Below are 20,621 nucleotides of genomic sequence, written 5' to 3' on the forward strand. Positions count from 1 at the left end.
GTTCTCGATAGGTATCGTGGCCGAGGGCACCTGCGCGGTCGGCCCTGCAGCACGAGACCGTCCTGGCTATAGTCATGTAGTCATATCGATAACGCCACTCATCGATCACGGCCACTCCATGCAAGCACCGCTACAAACACGAAATGACGCTGATGCCGTCCAAACGGAAACGGCCACAACGTCAAGGCAGGAGCGCAGGGTTGTGGACAAGCTGCCAGCGGCGGTGGCGCAACGCGAACTGACCGAGATGTTGAATCGCAGCCCGCGCGTGTTGCAGCAACGGGCGCTGAGTGACGCCATTCACAACAGTCCGCGGATGGTGGCGCAGCGCCATGAATTGAATGCGCTCTTTGGCGGTGCAGTTCGACCGCAAGGAGACGGCGCAATGCCAGCTGAGTTATCGAGCGCGCAGCGCGAAGAAAAAACCAACAATACCGGCCTGCCCAATCAATTGAAGTCAGGGATGGAGTCGCTCTCGGGCATGAGCATGGATCATATAAAGGTGCACTATAACTCGGCCAAGCCGGCGCAGTTGCAGGCGCATGCTTATGCCCAGGGCAGCGAGATTCATCTTGGGGCGGGGCAAGAAAGACATTTGCCGCATGAGGCTTGGCATGTAGTGCAGCAAGCTCAGGGTCGGGTTCGGCCAACTTTGCAGATGAAGGCGGGCGCGGTCAACGATGACCCTTCACTGGAAAAAGAGGCCGACATGATGGGCGAGAAAGCCGCGCAGTTCGAGGGCGGCCATTCTGCACGGAACCTGGTGGCGGAGGAAGGCGTAACAGGCAAAGTAAGCCAGCGTGGCGCCGGTTTCGTCGCGCAACGGCAGGTGGCGCAGCTGGCGCGGCAGACGATCGTGCAGCATGGCGAGATGTCGGGCGACCAGTTCCAGATCGCGGTGGCGCTTAAGCTGGACCCGGAGCTGCGCCTGATCCTGATCGGCGAAAACATGAAGAACGAGCAGGACAAGAGCGCCGGCATGTACGATTTCTACGTCAACCAGAGCGGCATCGATCCGGCCCGTATCCATTATTACCGGGTGGACGGCAACATGGCCACCGAGGTCAAGAACATCCTGCACCAGCAGCACGAGATGGTGTTCGACCAGGAAACCGCCAGCGTCGGACAGGCAACCAATATCGTCAAGGAAAAATTCAACGAGAAGGATCATACGCCCGAAATCCGCGACACCTGGATGGCCACGTCGGGCTACACGGAATCGGATTTCGGCAAGCTGGTACGCGATTTCAATATTCCGCTCGACTCGCCCATGCTGGTGATGTGGTCGCGCCAAAGCGGCGCGCTGGGCGGGCTGCATCCCGAGCACGACAGCAGTCACACCGCCATGGAACAGATGATGGAGCGTTTCGCCGCCGCCGGCTATGCGCTGGTGATCGCCGGCGACGACCCGAGCGACAAGATCGGCGGCATGAAAGGCGCGCTGCGCTTCTCGAAGACAGTGCGCCTCGGCCAATTGTGGGAAAAGCGCGGATTATGGAAGAAGAACCGCACCGCGCAGTTCGCGTTCTTCGAGTATCTGCGCCGGGAGGTGCCGAGCCTGACCCACGTGGGCATGCGCAGCGGGAACCTGGAAGCCTATGCCTACATGGGGCACCGCGTCATCTACCTGGAAGAGAAGGGCAGGTCGGACTCTCTGCGCATGGACAAGATTTCGACCGACCCGTCGCTCAAGCTGAACTATCGCACCGTCAAGCTCGACAGCTTGCCGACCGCCACCGGCCAGTTGATGCGAGATGCAAGCCGGCTCGCCAACAGCATCGCGGACAAGGTCATCCCCGGGCTCTCCAGGCGCTATCCGGCCATGCTGTCAGCCTTGCGCCTGGACGTACTGGACCAGGAACTGCGTAAGGTGCGGATGTCCTCGCTGCCGCTGTATCAGAAGGAAATGCACTGGTCGCGCCTGCTCAAGAATTGGGTGGCGTCCGTCGCGTCGCGCGGCTTGAGCGTGGAGAGTCTGCTTGGTGAAAACAAGGTTAATTCCAAGGACCCGATTGCCGTCAAGCTGATGGAAGTGGTCACCACCATCTCCACACTGCGCAAGGGCTTCACGCCGACCGACCTCGACAAAATTGTCGACGCCGTCATCGATTTCTCCTCGCATATTTCCGAAAAGCCCGAGGCCGATCCCGAGGAAATGGATTTCGGGGATTACGAAAGCGACGCGTTCGACCACGATCCCACGACCATGTTCTGGCGCAACCTGGACCGGAGGATCAAGCTGGCCGGTGAAGACGTCTCTGCGCTGACCGGCATTCTGCTGTCGTTGACGCCGGAGCGGCGCCAGAAGCTGCGCGACAACTACCAGCAGGATCTCGACCTGATGCTCGGTTATGGGGGACGGGTGACGCCAAAAATACAGCGACAGGTGATCCGGATGATCGACATGCTCAGGACGCATGCGCGGGAATTGTTGATGCACTATTCGGTGGACAAGGGGTTTCCGGACGGTGGATCGCCGGGGGGATCGGGCATGCCCGGGTGGGGGTTGGCGTTCTGAGGTAAGCAGGAGAGGCATCCACAGACCGGCCTCGGCCAACAACTTGCTGGTCAGATCCGTCGGCATCCGATGATTGCCTGGCTGGTCACGCCGACAGGATACGATGCCCGATGGATCTTAAGGCGGCCGAGTTCTGCTCGAGCGCTTCCAAGCCGTTGAACACCGTTCCAACCGCACGAACTTCCCAAATTATGTTGTCGCGGTACCCTGTTGCGTTTCAATACCGCTGTAGAAGCGTGGGTTTTTTGTGCATCTGCGTTGCGCTATGCAGTTAACCTATTTTGTTGCGTAATCCCGCATCCCAAACGCAACACATTTCGATGATTCTGATCTGTCAAACGCAACAGGCCCAAGCAGTGAAAGTGCCGGATGTCAGTGAGGATGGCGCCGCGCAATGGACGAGACAGTCCCAATTTTTCGGGAAACAAGTGCTACACTTACTCATGGATAGCCCACAGGGGGCAGGGCAGGAGCATCCAGTTCGTCAAGCTAGCAAGCTGCCTTCGGCGGGCGATTAACCAAGCCTTGAGCATGAATTAGCCGATCATCGCCATTCCCATGCTGCGACCTGCACAACCGTGTCGATCAAACTGAAAGGAGAAGCAATGCAGCGCCATGTCCTCACTCTGGTAGCGATGTTGTCCGCATGCCTTTGGACAGTGAACTGTCACGCTGTCGACCAGGCCGACCAGGCCGGCCAGGCCGACCAATGCAAGGTCCTGGATACGGTTGACGCGGCTATCAAGGCGCTCATGGCAAAACACCAGATTCCCGGCGTGGCGGTCGCCGTGACGGCCGATAGCCGTCGCTGTTTCTACAATTTCGGCGTGATGTCGAAAGACAGCATGCAGCCGATCACGAGCGAGACGCTGTTTGAAGCAGGCTCGATCACCAAAACCCTGACCGCCACGCTGGCCGCCTATGCCCAGGCGGACGGCAAGCTGTCCATGTCCGACAGCGTCAGCAAATACGTGCCGTCGTTGCGCGGCAGCGTGTTCGACCGCATCAGTGTATTGAACGTGGCGACCCATACGGCGGGCGGCCTGCCGCTGCAGGTGCCTGATGAGGTCGCCAAGGACGAGCAGCTGATGCCGTACTTTTTACACTGGAAGCCCCGGCAAGCGGCCGGCACGTCGCGCACCTACTCGAACCCGAGCGCCGGCCTGCTTGGCATCGTCGCGGCCAACAGCATCCAAATGACCTTTGCCGATGCGATGGAGAAGCGCCTGTTTCCGGCGCTGGGAATGAAGCATACCTTCGTCAATGTCCCTGCCGAACTGATGGCAACCTACGCACAGGGCTACAACAAGAAGGACCAGCCGGTCAGAGTGGCGCGCAACGTGCTGTGGGCCGAGACGTATGGCGTGAAGACGACCACGGGCGACCTGATCCGCTTTGTGATGCTCAATATGGAGCCAGCGCAACTAGGCCCGACATGGCAGCGCGCGATCGACGCCACCCATGTCGCTCACTTCCGGGTGGGCGACATGGTGCAGGGGTTGATGTGGGAACAGTATCCTTATCCGCTCAAGCTGGAACAGCTCTTGTCGGGCAACTCCGAACGCATGATTTTCCAGGACATGCCGGCAACCCGTGTGGCGGCGGGCGCGCCACGCACCGATGTGCTGATGAACAAGACCGGCTCGACGAGCGGTTTCGGCGGCTATGTCGCTTTCGTGCCTTCGCGCAAGATCGGGGTCGTCATCATGGCGAACAAGAATTATCCCATTCCGGACCGGGTCGGCGCTGCCTACCAGATCCTGGACCGGTTGGATAGACAGGCGAGGGCCGCCGACTGACCGTTCCGCAGCTTGTTTCCAGCCTTCTTGCGAATGCCGACTGATACATCCTGGGCGCCGATGCGCGACGCAAGGCAGCAGCCAGGATCGACCAGCGAACAGGCAACAACGCTTGCGCTTGTTCTTATTGTCCCAGTCTTGATTTCTCCAGCGCTTGAGCGCATTATCGGCTGATTCGACACCTGCCGCGCCATCAAACCCCATCTGGACCAATGCCAACGGAATGTGCCATGGACTACGACGCTCGACAAGACTTCCTGGACTTGAATGAGTTTCGCGGCGTCGGGGAAGACCCGGTATACAGGCCGCCGCGCCTGATCGATCGCCCGCGCGGATGGCCGCTCGAGCGCTGGGCCGAGGCGCCGCGCGACCTCGGCTTCGATGACTTCCCCCGCTATCACTGGAAAGGCCTGCGCCTGCTGAAGGATCCAGCCACGCAGTCGGCCTACCACGACCTGCTGTGGGAAATGCGGCCCCGCACCATCATCGAACTGGGTGTTTTCAGTGGTGGCTCGCTGGTGTGGTTGCGCGACCTCACGCGCATGATGGATATCGAATGCCAGGTCATCGGCGTGGACCGGAATTTGTCGCGCTGCCAGATACCGGCCACGCACATGGACGGCATCAGCCTGCACGAGGGCGACTCCCGCGCACTGGCCTCGCTTGCCTTCCTGCGCGAGCGGGTCCGGCATCCGCTGGTATTCATCGACGATGCGCACTGCAACACGTTCAACGTCATGCGATGGGCAGTGGACAAGCTGCTCGCGCCGGGCGATTACTTCATCATCGAAGACATGATGCCATTCTGGGAGCGCTACAGTCCCGGGCTGCTCGCCAAATACCTGGCCAGCTTTAAGGACACGCTTGAGATGGACATGGTCTACGCCAATGCTTGTCCGCAACTCGAGCGCGGTGTGTTCCGGCGTTCAGTCATAGAAGAGCAGGGCGCGCAATTCAAGGGAAGTGCGTAAGCGGCCGGTGGCTGGCCCGGCGGCATTGAAGAAGGCGGTGTGGGGGCACAGGCCCGCTACGTCCATCGCCTCGCCGCGTTCGGCGCCATCGCCCATCGCTACCGCGTGGCAGGCACTGTCGTGGCACTTGAAAACCACCACCTCCCCGGGCGTCATGCCTTCCCAGTAATACCAGCGGTGCCCCGGGTTGTATTTGAGTGAATAGTTCTCGCGGTCCTTGAGCCAGGCAGGGAAATGCAGCTGCGTGGCCACCAGGTCGGTGCCCACGTCGAGCGACCGGTAATCGCACAGGGCCAGTGGAAAGTTGCGCACTGGCGCGAGCAGCGGACGCCAGATATTGATGATCTGAAAGCGGCGGAAGCGGCGCTGCGCTCCCCCGTGGGCGGTCGCGCGCGCACGGGCACTGCGGGGGTTCTGGTCCACATGCACGCGCAAGTGGGCCGGCTGGAACGATGGGGCGCGCGGCGTGGCTGGCTCTTCGCTGCGCAAGGTGGCGTCGAAGAAGACGACCGCACTCGCATTGGTCATCGCTTGCAGCAGACTGGCCGTTTCGCGCTGATAGAAGTCGAGCGCAGCGGGCGAGCCGTCGACGAGGGCCTGCTGGTCGGCCTGGGTTGGCAGGTCCAGTTTTTCGAAGCCGGCGTCGTCAAGGTGGGGATGCATCTGGCTGCCGCGCAGCTCAGTGATGTGTGTTTCAATACTCACCTTGCGGAAGTTGAGGATCAGTGCGGGAGGATCGGACAGGGCATCGATGATCCAGTTATCCTCCCGGCCTTCGGGCGCGAGCGGCGCGGCGTAGTACAAAACAGCTGGAACGGTCGACATGGTTGACATCCGCAATCGAAATGAGACTGATTGATGTAGACACAGGCGAGCCTGCAGCCGAAGCGACGAAGTGGCGCCATGTTCGCACGATTCGCGCTCTCTTCGCCATGCTATTGTGGTCCGCGCGAGATGTCCAGAGAGGCCCGTGCCATGCAAGTCACACCAACCACAGACGTTACCGTAACACGCACCCAGATGGCGCTGGACGCGCGCGTTACTTACCTCAACGCCGGCTCCTTCGGGCCGCCTTCGCGCCGGACCGCCGACACTGTCGCGGCGCTTCGCGACCAGCTGGTCCGGGACCCGATGGACTTTCAGTTGCGGCAGGTGCCTGCGCTGTTGTGGACCGCACGTGCGCGCCTGGCGCAATTTCTCGATGCCGACCCGGCCCGGCTACTATTTACCAGCAACGTCACCGAAGCGGTCAGCGTGGTCGCCGCCTCGATGGCGTTGCAAGGACCGGCCGAGATCCTGATGAGCGACCAGGAGTATGCCCCCATGCGATGGTGCTGGGAGCGTGTGGCGGCGCGCTGCGGCATGCAGGTGCGCACCTTTGCGCTGCCCGCCCGGCCGGACGATCCCGGCGAGATCGTGCAGGCGGCCGCCAGCGCCATGAACGGACGCACACGCGTGCTGTTCGTGAGCCACGTGCTGTCAGCTACCGGCATGATCCTTCCGGTGCGCGAGCTGTGCGCAATGGCGCGCCGGCGCGCCATCGTAAGCGTCGTCGACGGCGCGCATGGTCCCGGCTTCCTGCCACTTGCCTTGCGCGATCTCGATTGCGATTACTACGCGGGAAGCGGGCACAAATGGCTGATGGCGCCGGCGGGAACGGGCTTCCTGTATGCCGGCAGCGCTGCTGTCGAATCGCTAGAACCATTGCATGTCAGCGGCGGCTTCCATCTGCCCGAGGGGCCGCAGGCGTTGCACGAGCGCGATCGCTTCGGTAGCACCCCCGCGCTGCGCCGGCTCGAATGTGCAGGCACGCGCGACATCTGTCCCTGGCTCGCGGTGCCCGCTGCGATCGATTTTTTCGAGAGCCATGGCAGCGCAGAAGTTTTCCAGCGGATGCGCGAGTCAAGCGATGCCACGCGCGCTCGCCTGCGCGGTCTGCGGGGACTGGCATGCATGACGCCCGTGCGTGCGGGCCTGTACGGCGGCATGACCAGCTTCGTGCTGCCGCCGGGGTGCGATGCCGGCGCGCTGCAGCGCCAACTGTGGGAACAGTATCGGGTGGAGGTGGGTATGGCGCAATGGGGAACCGTGCCATTGATTCGCGTGTCTACCCATTGTTTCAATACGGAAGCGGAGCTTGACCTGTTGGCTCGCGCGCTTGAAGTGCTGCTTACTTGAGCGAGCAGGTGTGGCCAGGTCGCGCGCTGTCGTTGCTGCGTGTCCGGGCATGCATTTTCGCGTTGCGCAGTCATGCGCGCGGTCTGCAAAAATCACCAATTTCCACAGCGGCGGCGTTGCCAATCCGGTTCTGTCTACATAATGTAACGCGCGCTGAAGACAGCGTATCCGACTGCTTGATTTCGGGCGGGCGTGTGCTAGGCTTGGATGGTACTCTTTCTAAAACTCGGAGGACGTTACGATGAAAACGCATACGCATATACCCATGGCAATTGAGGCCGACTTCACGAAAGCGGTCGGCATGCCAATCGAAAAGGTCATCGACCTTTATACACGCGCTGTCGAAAACGACTGGCGTACCGTGCAAAAGACCACGCAGTCGGTCATCGCCAAGTTCGCTGAAAGCCGCGCCAGCGCGTACGAGGCTGCCGAGCTTCTCAACCTCGCACGAGCCGTGCTGGGTGGGGAAAACAAGGACCACCTGCAACGCGCCGGCCTGCCCGAAGTCAACCCACCTTAACTGGCGCCGGTCAGCCACGCCCCAGACATGCCGCTGGTGGCGTTGAGAAGTCCTTGCGACCATCCGGTCGTTCATTGAAAGGATGGCCAAATGGTAGTCGATAAACCGGACGCACTCGATGATTCGCAGCTTGCCTCGATCGACGCGCTGCACGCACTGCACGATGCGCTGCTGCCCGGAACCGTCGCCAATGCGCTCCGGACCGACTTTTTCCGCGAATGCTGGGCCGGGTGCGACCTGGCCCACATTGATCGCCGCACGCTGCGTCACCTGCCCACGATCGACAAGGAGTCGATCCGCGCGGCGGGCGAAGCGGCGCAAAACCGCGAGGGTGTGGTCTGCAACGACGTGCTCACCAGCGGAACCACCGGCAATCCGCTGGTCACGATCCGCAGCGACCGCGAGCAGAAATTCATCGAGCAGTTCGTCACGCGCCAGCTTCTCAACAAGCCGGTGCGGCGCTACCTGCGCGGCCTGCACTTCACCAATCCCTATCACGGGCACCTGATCAGCGTTCCGGCGCCCATCCACAACCACCGCATCAGTGTCTACGATGCGGGCAGCTTCGAGTACGCGCGCAGGACACTGCTGCATTCGCACAAGGATGCCGACGTGGCCGAGCAATGTTCGGTGCTGTCCGGCCTCGAGCGCTGCCTGCGTGCTTTTACGCTCGATACCATGGCGCGCTATCCCGAGGGCTTTCCTCCCACGGGACTGCGGCTGGTCGTGTCGTATTCGCAGTACCTGACGCGCAAATGGCGTCAGCGCTTCCAGGACACCTGGCGCGTTCCCGTCATCGACGGCTTCAGCGTGAGCGAAGTATTCGGCAGCGCCAACCAGTGCCTGCAGTGCGGCTGGTATCACTTCGAACCTTACGTGGTGCCCGAGGTGCTCGGCGCCCATAGCGGCGAAGTGATGCATGAGGGTGCCGGCCTGCTGGCCCTGACCGCGCTGTATCCGTTCCAGCAGGCGCAGCCCCTGGTCAGGTACCTCACTGGCGACCTGGTCGAGGTCACGCATGCCGCTTCATGCCGCCCCGGCACCACCGCCATCCTGCCGCTCGGGCGGGCCCGCTACGGCGTGCCCGAACCGGGCAGCGACGCCTGGCTGCTGGCGCCGTCGGCCATTCTCGAAGCGGTCGACGACATCGCGGAGGTCAAGCGCATTGCGCGCTTTGCCGATGTCGAACAGGTCACCGATCCATACGCGATCGGCCATCCCAAGTACCGCACCAGCACCGCGCATGGAAAGGCCGATGCGCTCGAAGTGAAGGTGGAACTGGCGCTGGCCAGGGAAGTATCGGGACAGCGTCGTGCCGAGATCGCATCGGACGTCATGCAGCACCTTGCGCAGGGCAATATCCGCCTGCAGGGCGCGCTCAGGAAAGGAACCGTGTCGCTTGCCGTCGATTGCTGCGATGACGTGCGGCCCGACATGATCTCGCAGGCGCATTCTGGTGGGGTGTGGAGCCCGGCCTGAACGTGGTGCGCGTAGCGGGGCAGTCGCCTTCAAATGACCAGGCGGGGCTGCGGCAGTCGCCGCGTCCCGCCGCAACGGGTGTGAGAGTGCCATGATGACAACCGATGCTGCGGGTTCGGTCGATGAATGGTTGCGGCGGATCGAGCAAGTCTCGGCCAGCCGCTGCGACCTGGATGTCCTGTTGCGTGACCAGTGGCGGCACAAGCTGGTCCCCCGCGATGACGGGACCGAGCGCCAGAGCGCGCGGCGTACAGTGAGCATCGACGGCGCTACATATGCGGCCCTGAAGCAAGGCTCGCCGGCGGGCCAGGCCTCAACGCTGGCAGCCTGTGCCCTGGCCACCTTGCACTCGACCCTTGGTGCGTTCGGCCACGGCAGCTGCACCGTGGTCGCGATGATCGACGGACCACGACTGCTGCCCACCATCGTCGACCATCGAACGCAGGCCGGCATGCGCTGCGGCGAGGCCGTGGCGGCGTTCGCGGATGCGCTGCAGGCGCTGGCCGTTTGTCCCCATCCAGACAGGCTGCTGCGGCGCAGCCAGTTCGACACCGCCCTGATGCTGGCCGCGAGCGACCTTGCCGACGCCGCGCTGCCGCCCGCGCCGCTGGTGGCACTGGTGCACGACGACGGCCTCGGCGGCCTGGGTTGGACCATCGCGTACGCGGCCGACCTGTTCGACGAGGCGGTCATCGGTGGCCTCCTCGACGTGGTGGCGACGGTTTTCGAGCAGTACCTGCGCATGCCCGACAGCCTGGTGCGCGACCTGGCGCTGATCACCGACGAACAGCGTCGCCAGCTGGCGCATTGGAACCGCACCGACGGCCAATTCGCCCATCACAAGCGGCTCAACGAGCTGTTCGAGGAGGCGGCGCGGCGCACCCCGGAGCAGGTCGCGGTGCGCTGCCGCAGCGCGGTGATCGGCTACCGCGAGCTCGACGAACGCGCCAACCAGCTGGCCCACTGGCTGCTGGGCAGCGCGGTCGGCGCCAAGCCGGGCGAGCGCGTCGGGCTGTACATGGACAAGAGCGAGCTGGGGGTGATTGCCACCCTCGCCATCTGGAAGGCGGGGGCGGCCTACGTTCCCATCGATCCGGAATATCCGGCCGAGCGCGTGCGCCTGAGCATTGCCGACACCCGTCCCGCGGCCATCATCTGCAACCGGCGCCACCTTGCGGCCATGCGTGAGATACTGGCCGGCTGCGGCTCGCAGGCAGTCATTGTCGAGATTGAATCGGCGCTCGATGCCGACGGCACGGCCGGCGCGATGCCGTGCCACAAACCGGCGCTGCGGCTCGACAGCGGAGACCTGGCCTACATCACGTACACCTCGGGCACCACGGGCGTGCCCAAGGGCGTGCCGAAGGAACATCGCAGCGTGGTCAACAGCATCACCGACCTGTCGCAGCGCTACGACATGCGCGAGCCGGGGACGGAGCAGGTTGCCCTGTTCGCCTCCTATGTTTTCGAGCCCCACCTGCGGCAAACCCTGATTGCCCTGATCAACGGGCAGACGCTGGTGGTGGTACCCGATGACATCCGGCTTGACCCTGAGCGCTTGCCAGCATACCTGGCCGAACACCGGGTCACTTACCTGAACGTCACCGGTTCGGTGCTGCAGCATGTGGACCTGCGGCGCTGCACTGCCTTAAAAAAATTGCTGCTGGTCGGAGAAGAACTGACTGGCGCGATCTTGCGCCGCCTGCGCGAGCAATTTGACGGACGCATCGTCAACGAATACGCGTTTACCGAATCGGCCTTCGTGACCGCCATCAAGGAGTTTGCGCCAGGCTGCGTCGAGCGGCCCGACCGCAGCATCGGCAGACCGCTGCGCAATATCACCTGGTACATCCTCAGCCAGGGCCGCAAGCCATTGCCGATCGGCGCCATTGGCGAGCTCTACATCGGCGGGTGCGGCGTCGCGCCGGGCTACCTGAACCAGGCGGCGCTGACCGACAAGGCGTTTTTCGCCAACCCGTTCCAGTCGGCGTCCGACCGGGCGCGCGGCCACAACGCCCGCATCTACCGGACCGGCGACCTGGCGCGCATGCTGCCCGGCGGCGAAGTGGAATACATGGGGCGGGCCGACTTCCAGCTCAAGATCAACGGGGTCCGGGTGGAACCTGGCGAGATCGAAGTACGGGCGGGCGAATATCCCGGGGTGCACCGGTGCGTGGTGGTGGCACATGAGCTGGTTGCGGGCGAGCCTGCCAGCCGGCGCCTGGTCGGCTACTTCACGGCCGATCCCGACGTGCCGATTGCTGAAACCGACTTGCTGGACTTTCTCGGCGCGCGGCTCATCAAGGCGATGCTGCCGATGCGCATGATCCGCTTGGAGCGCATTCCGCTCAACATCAACGGCAAGGTGGACCGGCGTGCCTTGCCGGACCCCGGCGTTGCGCCCGCCGGCGCCGCCGCGGGCGAGCCGGCGCCGGCGCCCTTGCGTGCCATCTGGAGCGCGGTGCTGGGCATTCCCGCCGCCGCAGTCAACGACGGCGACGACTTTTTCCACTACGGAGGACAAAGTATTTCGTGCATCGTGCTGGCCAGCCGCATCCGGCTGCACCTGGGCGCAAACATCGACGTGGAAGCCATCTTCCGGCTGCGCACCCTGGGCGCCATCGCCGCGTACTTGCGCGCGCAAGGTCAGGCCGCACCCGAACCTGACCTTGAGCCTGAGTCTGGGTCCGGGTCTGGGTCTGAGCCAAACGATTGCGCGCTTGCTGCCGACCCCACGCCTTTGCTGGCCAACAGCCTTCAGCAGGGCTTGCTCTACCATGCCGCCCGCCGCGCGCAAGGCGACGATGCGTACGTCGTGCAATCGCTGTGCTACTACCATGTCCAGATCGACCCGGCGTACCTGCAGCAGGCCTGGCAAGGCGCGCGCAGCGCATTTCCCAGCTTGCGGCTGCGCTTTGAAAGCGGCGAATGCCCGCTGCAGGTTGCAGGTCCCGACGACGGTGGCCTGGACTGGCGCTTCAGCGATGCATCGAACGATGCCGAGCCGCAGCGCCAGGTCGCGCTGCTGCGCGAGGCCGATCGCGCCGAGCCGTATCATCCGCGCGAAGGGCACCTGTGCCGGGTGTATCTGGTCAAACTGGGCGAAGAGCGCTTCGCTGAACTGTTCAGCTGCCACCACCTCGTCATTGATGGTTGGAGCCTGCAGGTGCTGTACGAGCACGTGCATCGCAGCTACCTCGCGCTGGCCGCCGGTGGCCAGCCTGCGCCGCAAGTGGACCATGCCTACCTGGCTGCCCAGCGCTACTGGCAGGCGCACCGGCACGACCATGTCGACTACTGGACCGGTCAGCTGGCGCGCATCGAGGAGCGGGGCGACTACAGCGGCCTGCTCAGTCCGGCCAGCCGCTACCGGCTCACCCTCGCCGGTTACGACCGGGTGCGCGAGCGCAGCGCGGCCAGAATGCTGCTCGATGGGGCCGACATGGCCGCGCTGGGCCGCGCTTGCAGGGAGCACAAGCTCACCCTGCATTCGGTGCTGCAGTTCGCATGGCACAAGGCGCTGCACGCCTTTGGCGGCGGGCGTACCACGGTGGTCGGTACGATCGTATCGGGCCGCAACATGCCGATTGCCGGCATCGAGACCTCGGTCGGCCTGTATATCAATACCTTGCCGCTGATCGTGGACCATGCGCACCAAGCCACGCTCGAGGTCGCACGCGCGATCGGCGAGATCGAGCAAGACGTCCTCCGCATGAACGCGTGCAGCCTGGTTGAGCTGGGGCGTCTGCAAGGTCCCAGCATGAAGCGCAGCCTGTTTGACACCCTGCTGGTCCTTGAAAATTATCCGCGCCTGCAGGATGACGCGCACCAGCAGCAGCAGCACGCTCTGCTGCGCTACACGCGCGACGTTGACGCCGACCGGGTCGACCATCCGCTGGCGGCAGTGGCACGAGAAGAGGGCGGCGCCTTGTCGCTCACGGCCTGGTACGCCGGCGAAATCATGGACCGCGCTGCGGTCGAGACGCTGCTGGCGGTGGTGCGCACGCTGCTGGTGCAGATCTCGCACGGCATGCGCGAGCAGGTGTCGGCGCTGGCATTGCTGCCGGCCGGGATGGGCGCCACGCTCGATGCATGGAACGGCAAGCAGGTGCGCTTTCGCGACGACCAGACCCTCAGCAGCTTGTTCGAGGAAGTCGCCGCGCAGTGGCCCGAACGCATCGCGCTGGCCTGGCACGCCAGGCGCATGCGCTACCGCGAACTGAACGAGCAGGCCAACCGGATGGCGCGTCGCTTGCGGCGCCTGGCGCCCCTGCACCCCGACGCGCGCGTAGCGCTGGTCATGGACAAGGGCGAGGCCATGATCGTGGCCATCCTTGCGCTTTGGAAAGCCGGCGCGGCCTATGTGCCGATCGACCCCGGCTACCCCGACGAGCGCATCGCCTTCATGCTGCACGACAGCGATGCCTGCCTGGTCCTGTCGAGCAGTCGCCACGCCGCCCGGCTGCATGCTCTGGCCACGGGCGCGCAACGGCCCCCTGTCATCGATGCCGACACCCTGGACGTGGAAGGCGAGGCGGCCGGCAACCTGGGCCTGGCCACGGCAAGCACCGACCTGGCCTATGCCATTTACACCTCCGGCACCACGGGCAAACCCAAGGCCGTGCTGGTCGAACACCGCGGGGTGGTCAACCTGCAGCAATCGCTGGCAGCGCTGTTCAAGCTCGACCCGGAGCACGGCGACGAGGCCATGCTCACGTTTTCCAACTACGTGTTCGACCATTTTGTCGAGGTCATGACCGGCGCGCTGCTCAATGGCCAGAAACTGGTCCTGCTCGACGACGCCATCCGCGCCGACCAGCGCGCCCTGTGCCGTTGCATCAATGCAGAGCAGGTGACTTATCTGTCCGGCACGCCATCGGTGCTGTCGATGTACGATTTCTCCGAGGCCCGCACGCTCAAGCGCATCGATGCGATCGGCGAAGACCTGTCGGAAGCGGTGTTTGCTCGGATCCGCAAGTCGTTCCCGCACGGGATGATCATCAACGGCTACGGCCCCACCGAGATCTCGATCACCAGTCACAAGCGCTTGTATGGCAGCGGCGAGGCGCGCCTTGACCGCAGTATTGGCTTCCCGGTCGCCAATACACGCTGTCATGTGCTCAACGCCGACATGCAGCGCGTCCCGATCGGTGGCATCGGCGAGCTGTATATCGGCGGGGCCGGGGTCGCGCGCGGGTACCTCAACCGGCGTGAACTGACGGCGCAGCGGTTTATCGACACCCCTTTCGCGGGGCCAGGGGAGCGCCTGTACCGGACCGGCGACCTGGCGCGCTGGTTGCCCAACGGCGAACTTGAGTACCTGGGGCGTACCGACCTCCAGGTCAAGATCAACGGCCTGAGGGTCGAACTGGGGGAAGTCGAAGCGGCGCTGGCGGCATGTGGCGGCGTGCGCCGGGCGCTGGTGATCACCCGCGAGCGCAGCGCGGGCCTTGACGGGGCCAGCGCGCAGAAGTACATCATCGGCTTCTACCTGGCCGAGCGCGACCTGGACGAACGGGAACTCAAGCGCAGCATGGCGCGGGTCCTGCCGGCGGCGCTGGTGCCCGTGCACGTACTGCGGATCACCGAGATCCCCGTCACCGCCAGCGGCAAGCTCGACAGCGCAAGGCTGCCGCACCCGGTGCTGGCACCGGCCAGCCGGCACGACGCGCCGTCCGACGGGATCGAAGCGCGCCTGCGCGACGTGTGGTCGCGCGTGCTCGGGGTCGCGCCCGAGCGCATCGGGGTCCATGACGACTTCTTTTCCCTGGGTGGCGACAGCATGCGTGCCATGGCGCTGGCGCACGCCGCCACCAGTGCATTCGATTGCGATGTGAGCGTGGCGACCATTTTCCAGGCTACCACGGTGGCATCCCAGGCCCGCCACATTGCGCAGGCCGCCGGGCAGGGCGCTCAAGTCCATGGCGCCGCCCCCGAGGCATTCCCGCTGGTGTCGTTCGCCCAGGAGCGCCTGCTGTTCATCGACGCGGTGCAGGCCGGCACGAGTGCCTACAACATTGCGTTCACCCTGTGCGCCGACGCCCGCTGCGCCGACGCGCTGGCCGAGGCGGTGCGCACCGTGCTCGGCCGGCACGCCGCGCTGCGCACGCTGCTTCGCGTCGGCAGCGACGGCGCGCACCGCTTGCATACGCTGCCCCAGGCCGATGCGCTGGCACGCTTCGGGGTCGATGCGCTGACGGCGCATGGCCAAGCGCAGCTCGACGAGATCCTCGCGGCCAGGGCAGGGCATGTGTTCCGGCTCGATGAACAGGCGCCGCTGTTGGCCGCCGTGATTCGGCTGCCATCCGCGTCGCATACCGTCTACCTGAGCCTGGTGTTCCACCATACCTGCTTCGACGGCTGTTCGTGGGAGATCGTTCGGCGCGAACTGAACGCCCTGGTCTCTGGCACGCCGCCGGGCAGGCTGCCTGCGATCGCAGCGCGCTACGCCGACTATGCGGTGTGGCAACGCCGCATGCTGCATGGCGAGCGCTTGGCCCGGCTCGACGACTATTGGCGCGCCAACCTGGCCGCCTGCGAACCGCTGCGCCTGCCGTGCGATTTTGCGCGCCCGGCACGCTTCGACTACCTTGGCCGCGAGATCCCGGTCAGGCTCGCGGCAAACATGGTAGATTGCCTGAGGGAACTGTCGCGTGCAGCCAATGTCAGCCTGTACAGCACCCTGCTTGCCGCCTGGGGCCTGATGCTGCATGGCGCTTGCGCCCAGCGCGACCTGGTGATCGGCACGCCGTTCGCCAACCGGGGCAAGCCCGCATTTGCGGGCGTGGTCGGCCTGATGGCCAATCTGCTGGCGATACGGGTGCGGCCCGATCCCGCACTGACGCTGCGGGCCTATCTGCAATCGGTTGGCGCCGCTGTGCAGGGCGCCCAGGCCCATGCCGACCTGCCATTCGAACGCGTGCTCAAGCTGGCCGGCATGGCGCTCGAAGCGGGCCGCCCGCCACTGGCACAGGTCAACTTCACCCTGCTGCCATGGTCCGACATGCCAGCAAGCGACGCGGTGCTGGCGCCGTACGCGCCTGCTAACGCATCGCCCACCAGCGTCAAGTTCGAGCTCTCGGTAATGTTCCAGGAGACCGGCGATGGCTTGCACGGCAGCGTCACCTATGCCACGTCGCTGTTTGCCGCTGCCACGGTCGAGCGCCTGCTGGCCAGTTTCACCCATGTCCTGGAACAGTTTGCGCGCGGCGTCGGGTGGCTCGATTCGCCCGTGCCACCGGCGCTGCTGTTCGATGCGCAACGGACGCAACTAACCCAACAGTGGCAACAAACGCAACAAACGCAACAAACCCAGCAAGCGCTGCTGCCATTGCATGCCCTGTTCGAGAGCCAGGCCGCCAAGGTGCCTGACGCGATTGCACTGGTGTGCGGCAGCGGCCGTCTCACCTACCGTGAACTCAACGAGCAGGCCAACCGGCTGGCGCGCCAGCTGCGCCAGCGTGCTGCGCTGCGCGCGCGTGACCTGGTCGCCCTGGTGCTCGACAAGAGCGCACGCATGGTGGTGGCGATGCTTGCCGTCTGGAAGTCGGGCGCCGCCTACGTTCCCATCGATCCGGCTTGTCCCGATGCGCGCATCGCTTTCCTGCTCGAAGATACCGGCGCCCGCCTGGTGCTGGCAAATAGCGGCTACTGCGCGCGCCTGGAGCGCCTGCTCGGCGACGCCATGCTGCCCGTGCTCGACATCGATTGTCTGGCCCCCGATGTCGGTTCCGGCGCCAACCTCGCCCTTCGCCATACCGCAGCCGACCTGGCATATGCGATCTACACATCGGGCACCAGCGGCCAGCCCAAGGCAGTATTGGTCACCCACCGCAACGCCGCCAGTTTCCATCGCAGCCTGCAGGCGCGGTATGCCGATATGGCAGATGGCAGCGCGCAGACGGTGCTGTTCCTGTCAAATTACGTCTTCGACTTTTCCATCGAACAGATCGCGCTCTCCATCCTGAGTGGGCACAAGCTGCTGATCGCCCCGGCGGACGAAGCGGGCCTGTATGACTGCGCCGAACGCGAGCAGCTCACGTTCCTGAGCGGCACGCCGACCCAGGTCGGGCAGTTCAACCTGGCGCGCTTTGCGCACCTGCGGACCGTGGTGGTCGCCGGCGAGGCCTTCCTCAAGCACCATTTCGACCAGGTCCGACGCCAGTACGCCGGCCAGCTCTACAACGCGTATGGCACGACCGAGACCACCGTCTACAACACCGTGCGCTATTTCGCCCCTGGTGCGCCCTTTGCAAATGACCTTGGCGAGCCGCTCTCCAATACCAGCCTGTATGTGCTGGACGACGCCATGCAGGCAGTGCCGCCGGGTGAATGCGGCCAGTTGCATATCGCCGGCGAGTGCGTCACCGACGGCTACCTCAACCGCCTTGCGCTGAGCACCGAGCACTACGTCGCCAATCACCTGCAAACCGACGCGGAGCGCCGCACGGGCAGTTGCGCGGTGCTGTACACGACTGGCGACCTGGTCCGGGTGGAGCGCGACGGCGCCCTGCGCTTCATGGGGCGCAACGACAAGCAGCTCAAGGTGCGCGGGCTGCGCATCGAACCTGGCGAGATCGAAGCTGCCATCATCGCCTTCGGTGGCGTGAGCGCCTGCGCCGTGGTCGCGCAAGACGAGGCGCAGGGATCAGGCGGGCAGCGCCTGCTCGCCTATTACTTGCCTGCCGACGGAGCAATGGTCGACCCCACCGCGCTCATGTCGGCGCTTCGCGCAACGCTGGCACCGGGCACCGTGCCGTCGCAGCTGGTGCGGCTCACGCATCCTTTGCCTGTCACGATCAACGGCAAGCTCGATACCGGGGCGTTGCCGGTGCCGCCCGCCAAGTTCAGCCCGGCGCCGTATTGCGGGCCGCGCGACCGGCTCGAGGCGCGCCTGTGCCGGATGTGGGCAGAACAGATTCCAGCAGATGCCGTCGGGATTGACGATGACTTCTTTCGCAGCGGCGGGGACAGCATCGGCGCGCTGCGCCTGGCCAGCATGGCACAGCGCCACAGTGGTGCGGCCGTCAGCGTCAAGCAGGTGTTCGATTTCCCCACCGTTCGCGCCCTGGCTGCGCAGTTGCGTTCGCAACGGGCCTGTCCACAAGAAGCCCCAGCGCCCCAGATTCCGGCCGGTGCATGCCCGCTGCTCCCCATCCAGCGCTGGTTCTTTGCCAAGCCGATCGTTGACCAGTCATGCTGGAACCAGCATTTCGTGATCCGCACCGGCGTGCTGGATGCGGACAAGCTGCGCGCGGCCCTGGGCGAGCTGGTGGACCATCATGATGCCTTCTGGCTGCGCTTCCGCGCAAGTGGCACGGGCCACGAGCAGTTTTACAGCGCGCCTGCCCGGCCCGTATTGTCCCAGCTCGATGTGCGCGACATGCCCGAAGCGACGTTGCAGAGCCACCTGCGCGCTAGTCAGCGCAGCATCGACCTCGAGCACGGCCCCTTGTACTGCGCACTCTACCTGCATGGCAGCGAGGACGGCGGCGCGCGGGTGTGGTTTGCGATGCACCACTTGATTGCCGATGTGGTCAGCTGGCGCATCATCACCGAAGACCTGGAAATCCTCTACCATGGCGGCACCCTCGGTCCACGCCGCGCCACGCTGCGCGCTTGGGGCGAGGCCGTGCAGCGCTACCAGGCCGGCGCCGACGAGCGCAGCTGGTGGTCGCAGCTCGCGCTGGCGGTGGCGCGCGACAAGGCCGATGGCGTGCTGGCAGCGCGCCACGATGCGCCTACGCAGCGTGTGCGCTTCCAGCTCACGGCCGACCAGACGGCCCGTCTCATCAACGACAGCACCTGGGCCTACGAGACCGACGTGAACGACCTGCTGCTCACGGCGCTGGCCTATGCGCTGCAGGCCCTTACCGGACGCGCAAGCAACATCGTCACCGTGGAAGAACACGGTCGCGAACAGCTCGAACACGGCCCCGACGTGCGCGATTGCGTCGGCTGGTTCACCACCATGCATCCCTTGCCGCTCGAGGTGTGCCGCGACCTGGGCGCAAGCCTGCTGCGCACCAGGGAAAACCGGCGCCGCACACCGCTGCATGGCTTAGGCTATGGCGCCCCGCACGGCATCTACGGCAGCGACAGTACTCCCTTGCCCGGGGTTAGCTTCAACTATCTGGGCCTGTTGGATGCCGGATCGCAGGCGCATGGCGCGGCGCACGCGGCCTGGCGCCTCGACGGCGCTTGTCTGGCCGCCCCAGTAGGGGAGGCTGCCAGTGACTGCGCTGTCGATATCACCATGGTGCGCACCGGCGGACAATTGCTTGCACTGATCGAAGCGCGGCTGGACCGCGCAACAACGCAACGGTTTGCCGAGGCACTGGAAGCGGCGCTGCATTCGCTCATTGCTCATACGGCAACGGCGACCCGCGTGCCTGCCGACCGCACACCAGGCCGGTTCGAACCGGGGCAGTTCGAGCCCATGCAAACCGGACCGATGCGGTTCGATCCGTATGTCGTGATCAACGAGTGCGCGCCCGGCGGCACCTTGTTCATGCTGCCGCCGGGCGAGGGGGGCGCGGAAAGCTACCTGGGTAACATCGCCGCGCAATTGCCCGGACACCGGCTGGTCGTCTTCAATAACCTGCACCTTCACGCGCCGGGGGAGTCGTTCGAGGCGCTGGCCAGCTACTATGTCGAGCAGATTGAGCAGTTACAAGGCGCCGGTCCATACAGCTTGCTGGGCTGGAGTTTCGGGGGCGTATTGGCGGTCGAGATTGCCAACCAGCTGGCCCGCTTGGGGAAACAGCTTGCCAACCTGTTCATCATCGACGCGTATTTCGCGGTGCCCAAGGCATCGGCGGACCTGGGTCTGGCAACCGACGAGCGCCTGCTCGACCCCATCAATTACCGCTACGCGCCGGCGCAGGCCGACCTGGACCTGCTCGCCGAACGGCTTGGCACGGTGGTGCTGTTCAAGGCGGAGCAGCCCAATGAGGTGGTCAGGAGCGAAGTCCAGCGTTTGCTGTTCGCCTACTACCAGGACACGCGCTGCAACTACCTCGACAACTTGCTGCCTCAACAAAACCTCCGGGTCGAATTCTTGCGCGGTCAGACCCACCATTCGTGGGTCCGCGACAGCACCGTCGTCACGTCCATGTGCCGGCTGATCGACGAACTGATGGAGGCGTCGTGAGCGC

Annotated in this window: 8 protein-coding genes; 7 read left to right on the plus strand and 1 reads right to left on the minus strand. The window is 64.7% G+C overall.

Features of this window, described 5'->3' with window-relative positions:
- Window positions 1-118 precede the first annotated feature (118 nt).
- From PO883_RS18360 to PO883_RS18370, 3 genes are all read left to right on the plus strand, one after another.
- Window positions 119-2,518: a DUF4157 domain-containing protein gene (locus tag PO883_RS18360; protein ID WP_289311055.1), complete on the plus strand. Its 2,400-nt coding sequence runs from the start codon at window positions 119-121 to the stop codon at window positions 2,516-2,518.
- A gap of 635 nt (window positions 2,519-3,153) precedes the next feature.
- Window positions 3,154-4,317 (plus strand): class C beta-lactamase, encoded by a 1,164-nt coding sequence (ampC, locus tag PO883_RS18365; protein ID WP_308605943.1) that lies wholly within the window; start codon window positions 3,154-3,156, stop codon window positions 4,315-4,317.
- Between the two features lie 230 nt (window positions 4,318-4,547).
- The gene (locus PO883_RS18370; RefSeq protein WP_289311057.1) at window positions 4,548-5,288 is read left to right on the plus strand and encodes a CmcI family methyltransferase; all 741 of its coding nucleotides are present in this window, start codon (window positions 4,548-4,550) and stop codon (window positions 5,286-5,288) included.
- Here the strand turns inward: PO883_RS18370 and PO883_RS18375 are convergent.
- Window positions 5,244-6,113: a CmcJ/NvfI family oxidoreductase gene (locus tag PO883_RS18375; protein WP_289311058.1), complete on the minus strand. Its 870-nt coding sequence runs from the start codon at window positions 6,111-6,113 to the stop codon at window positions 5,244-5,246. The two genes, PO883_RS18370 and PO883_RS18375, sit on opposite strands and share 45 nt — an antisense overlap.
- Window positions 6,114-6,263: 150 nt before the next feature.
- On the opposite strand from PO883_RS18375, the gene PO883_RS18380 reads away from it, so the two are divergent.
- The 4 genes from PO883_RS18380 (at window position 6,264) to PO883_RS18395 (ending at window position 20,617) form a co-directional block, all read left to right on the plus strand.
- On the plus strand, window positions 6,264-7,466 hold the full coding sequence (locus tag PO883_RS18380) for an aminotransferase class V-fold PLP-dependent enzyme (RefSeq protein ID WP_289311059.1): 1,203 nt from the start codon (window positions 6,264-6,266) through the stop codon (window positions 7,464-7,466).
- Between the two features lie 241 nt (window positions 7,467-7,707).
- Entirely contained in the window at window positions 7,708-7,986 is a 279-nt protein-coding gene (locus PO883_RS18385; protein ID WP_289311060.1) for a hypothetical protein, read from the plus strand.
- Window positions 7,987-8,076: 90 nt separating this feature from the next.
- Window positions 8,077-9,465, plus strand: a complete 1,389-nt coding sequence (locus PO883_RS18390; protein ID WP_289311061.1) for a hypothetical protein — start codon at window positions 8,077-8,079, stop codon at window positions 9,463-9,465.
- 91 nt (window positions 9,466-9,556) lie between these two features.
- On the plus strand, window positions 9,557-20,617 hold the full coding sequence (locus tag PO883_RS18395) for a non-ribosomal peptide synthetase (protein ID WP_289311062.1): 11,061 nt from the start codon (window positions 9,557-9,559) through the stop codon (window positions 20,615-20,617).
- Window positions 20,618-20,621: the final 4 nt, after the last annotated feature.

This window comes from Massilia sp. DJPM01, assembly GCF_030348125.1.
GTDB classification, from domain to species: Bacteria; Pseudomonadota; Gammaproteobacteria; order Burkholderiales; family Burkholderiaceae_D; genus Telluria_A; species Telluria_A frigida.

Excerpts from the sequence above, each read along its gene's own strand:
- PO883_RS18360 (WP_289311055.1), top strand. The coding sequence starts at position 119 with ATGCAAGCACCGCTACAAACACGAAATGACGCTGATGCCGTCCAAACG.
- ampC (WP_308605943.1), top strand. The coding sequence starts at position 3,154 with ATGTTGTCCGCATGCCTTTGGACAGTGAACTGTCACGCTGTCGACCAG.
- PO883_RS18370 (WP_289311057.1), top strand. The coding sequence starts at position 4,548 with ATGGACTACGACGCTCGACAAGACTTCCTGGACTTGAATGAGTTTCGC.
- PO883_RS18375 (WP_289311058.1), bottom strand. The coding sequence starts at position 6,113 with ATGTCGACCGTTCCAGCTGTTTTGTACTACGCCGCGCCGCTCGCGCCC.
- PO883_RS18380 (WP_289311059.1), top strand. The coding sequence starts at position 6,264 with ATGCAAGTCACACCAACCACAGACGTTACCGTAACACGCACCCAGATG.
- PO883_RS18385 (WP_289311060.1), top strand. The coding sequence starts at position 7,708 with ATGAAAACGCATACGCATATACCCATGGCAATTGAGGCCGACTTCACG.
- PO883_RS18390 (WP_289311061.1), top strand. The coding sequence starts at position 8,077 with ATGGTAGTCGATAAACCGGACGCACTCGATGATTCGCAGCTTGCCTCG.
- PO883_RS18395 (WP_289311062.1), top strand. The coding sequence starts at position 9,557 with ATGATGACAACCGATGCTGCGGGTTCGGTCGATGAATGGTTGCGGCGG.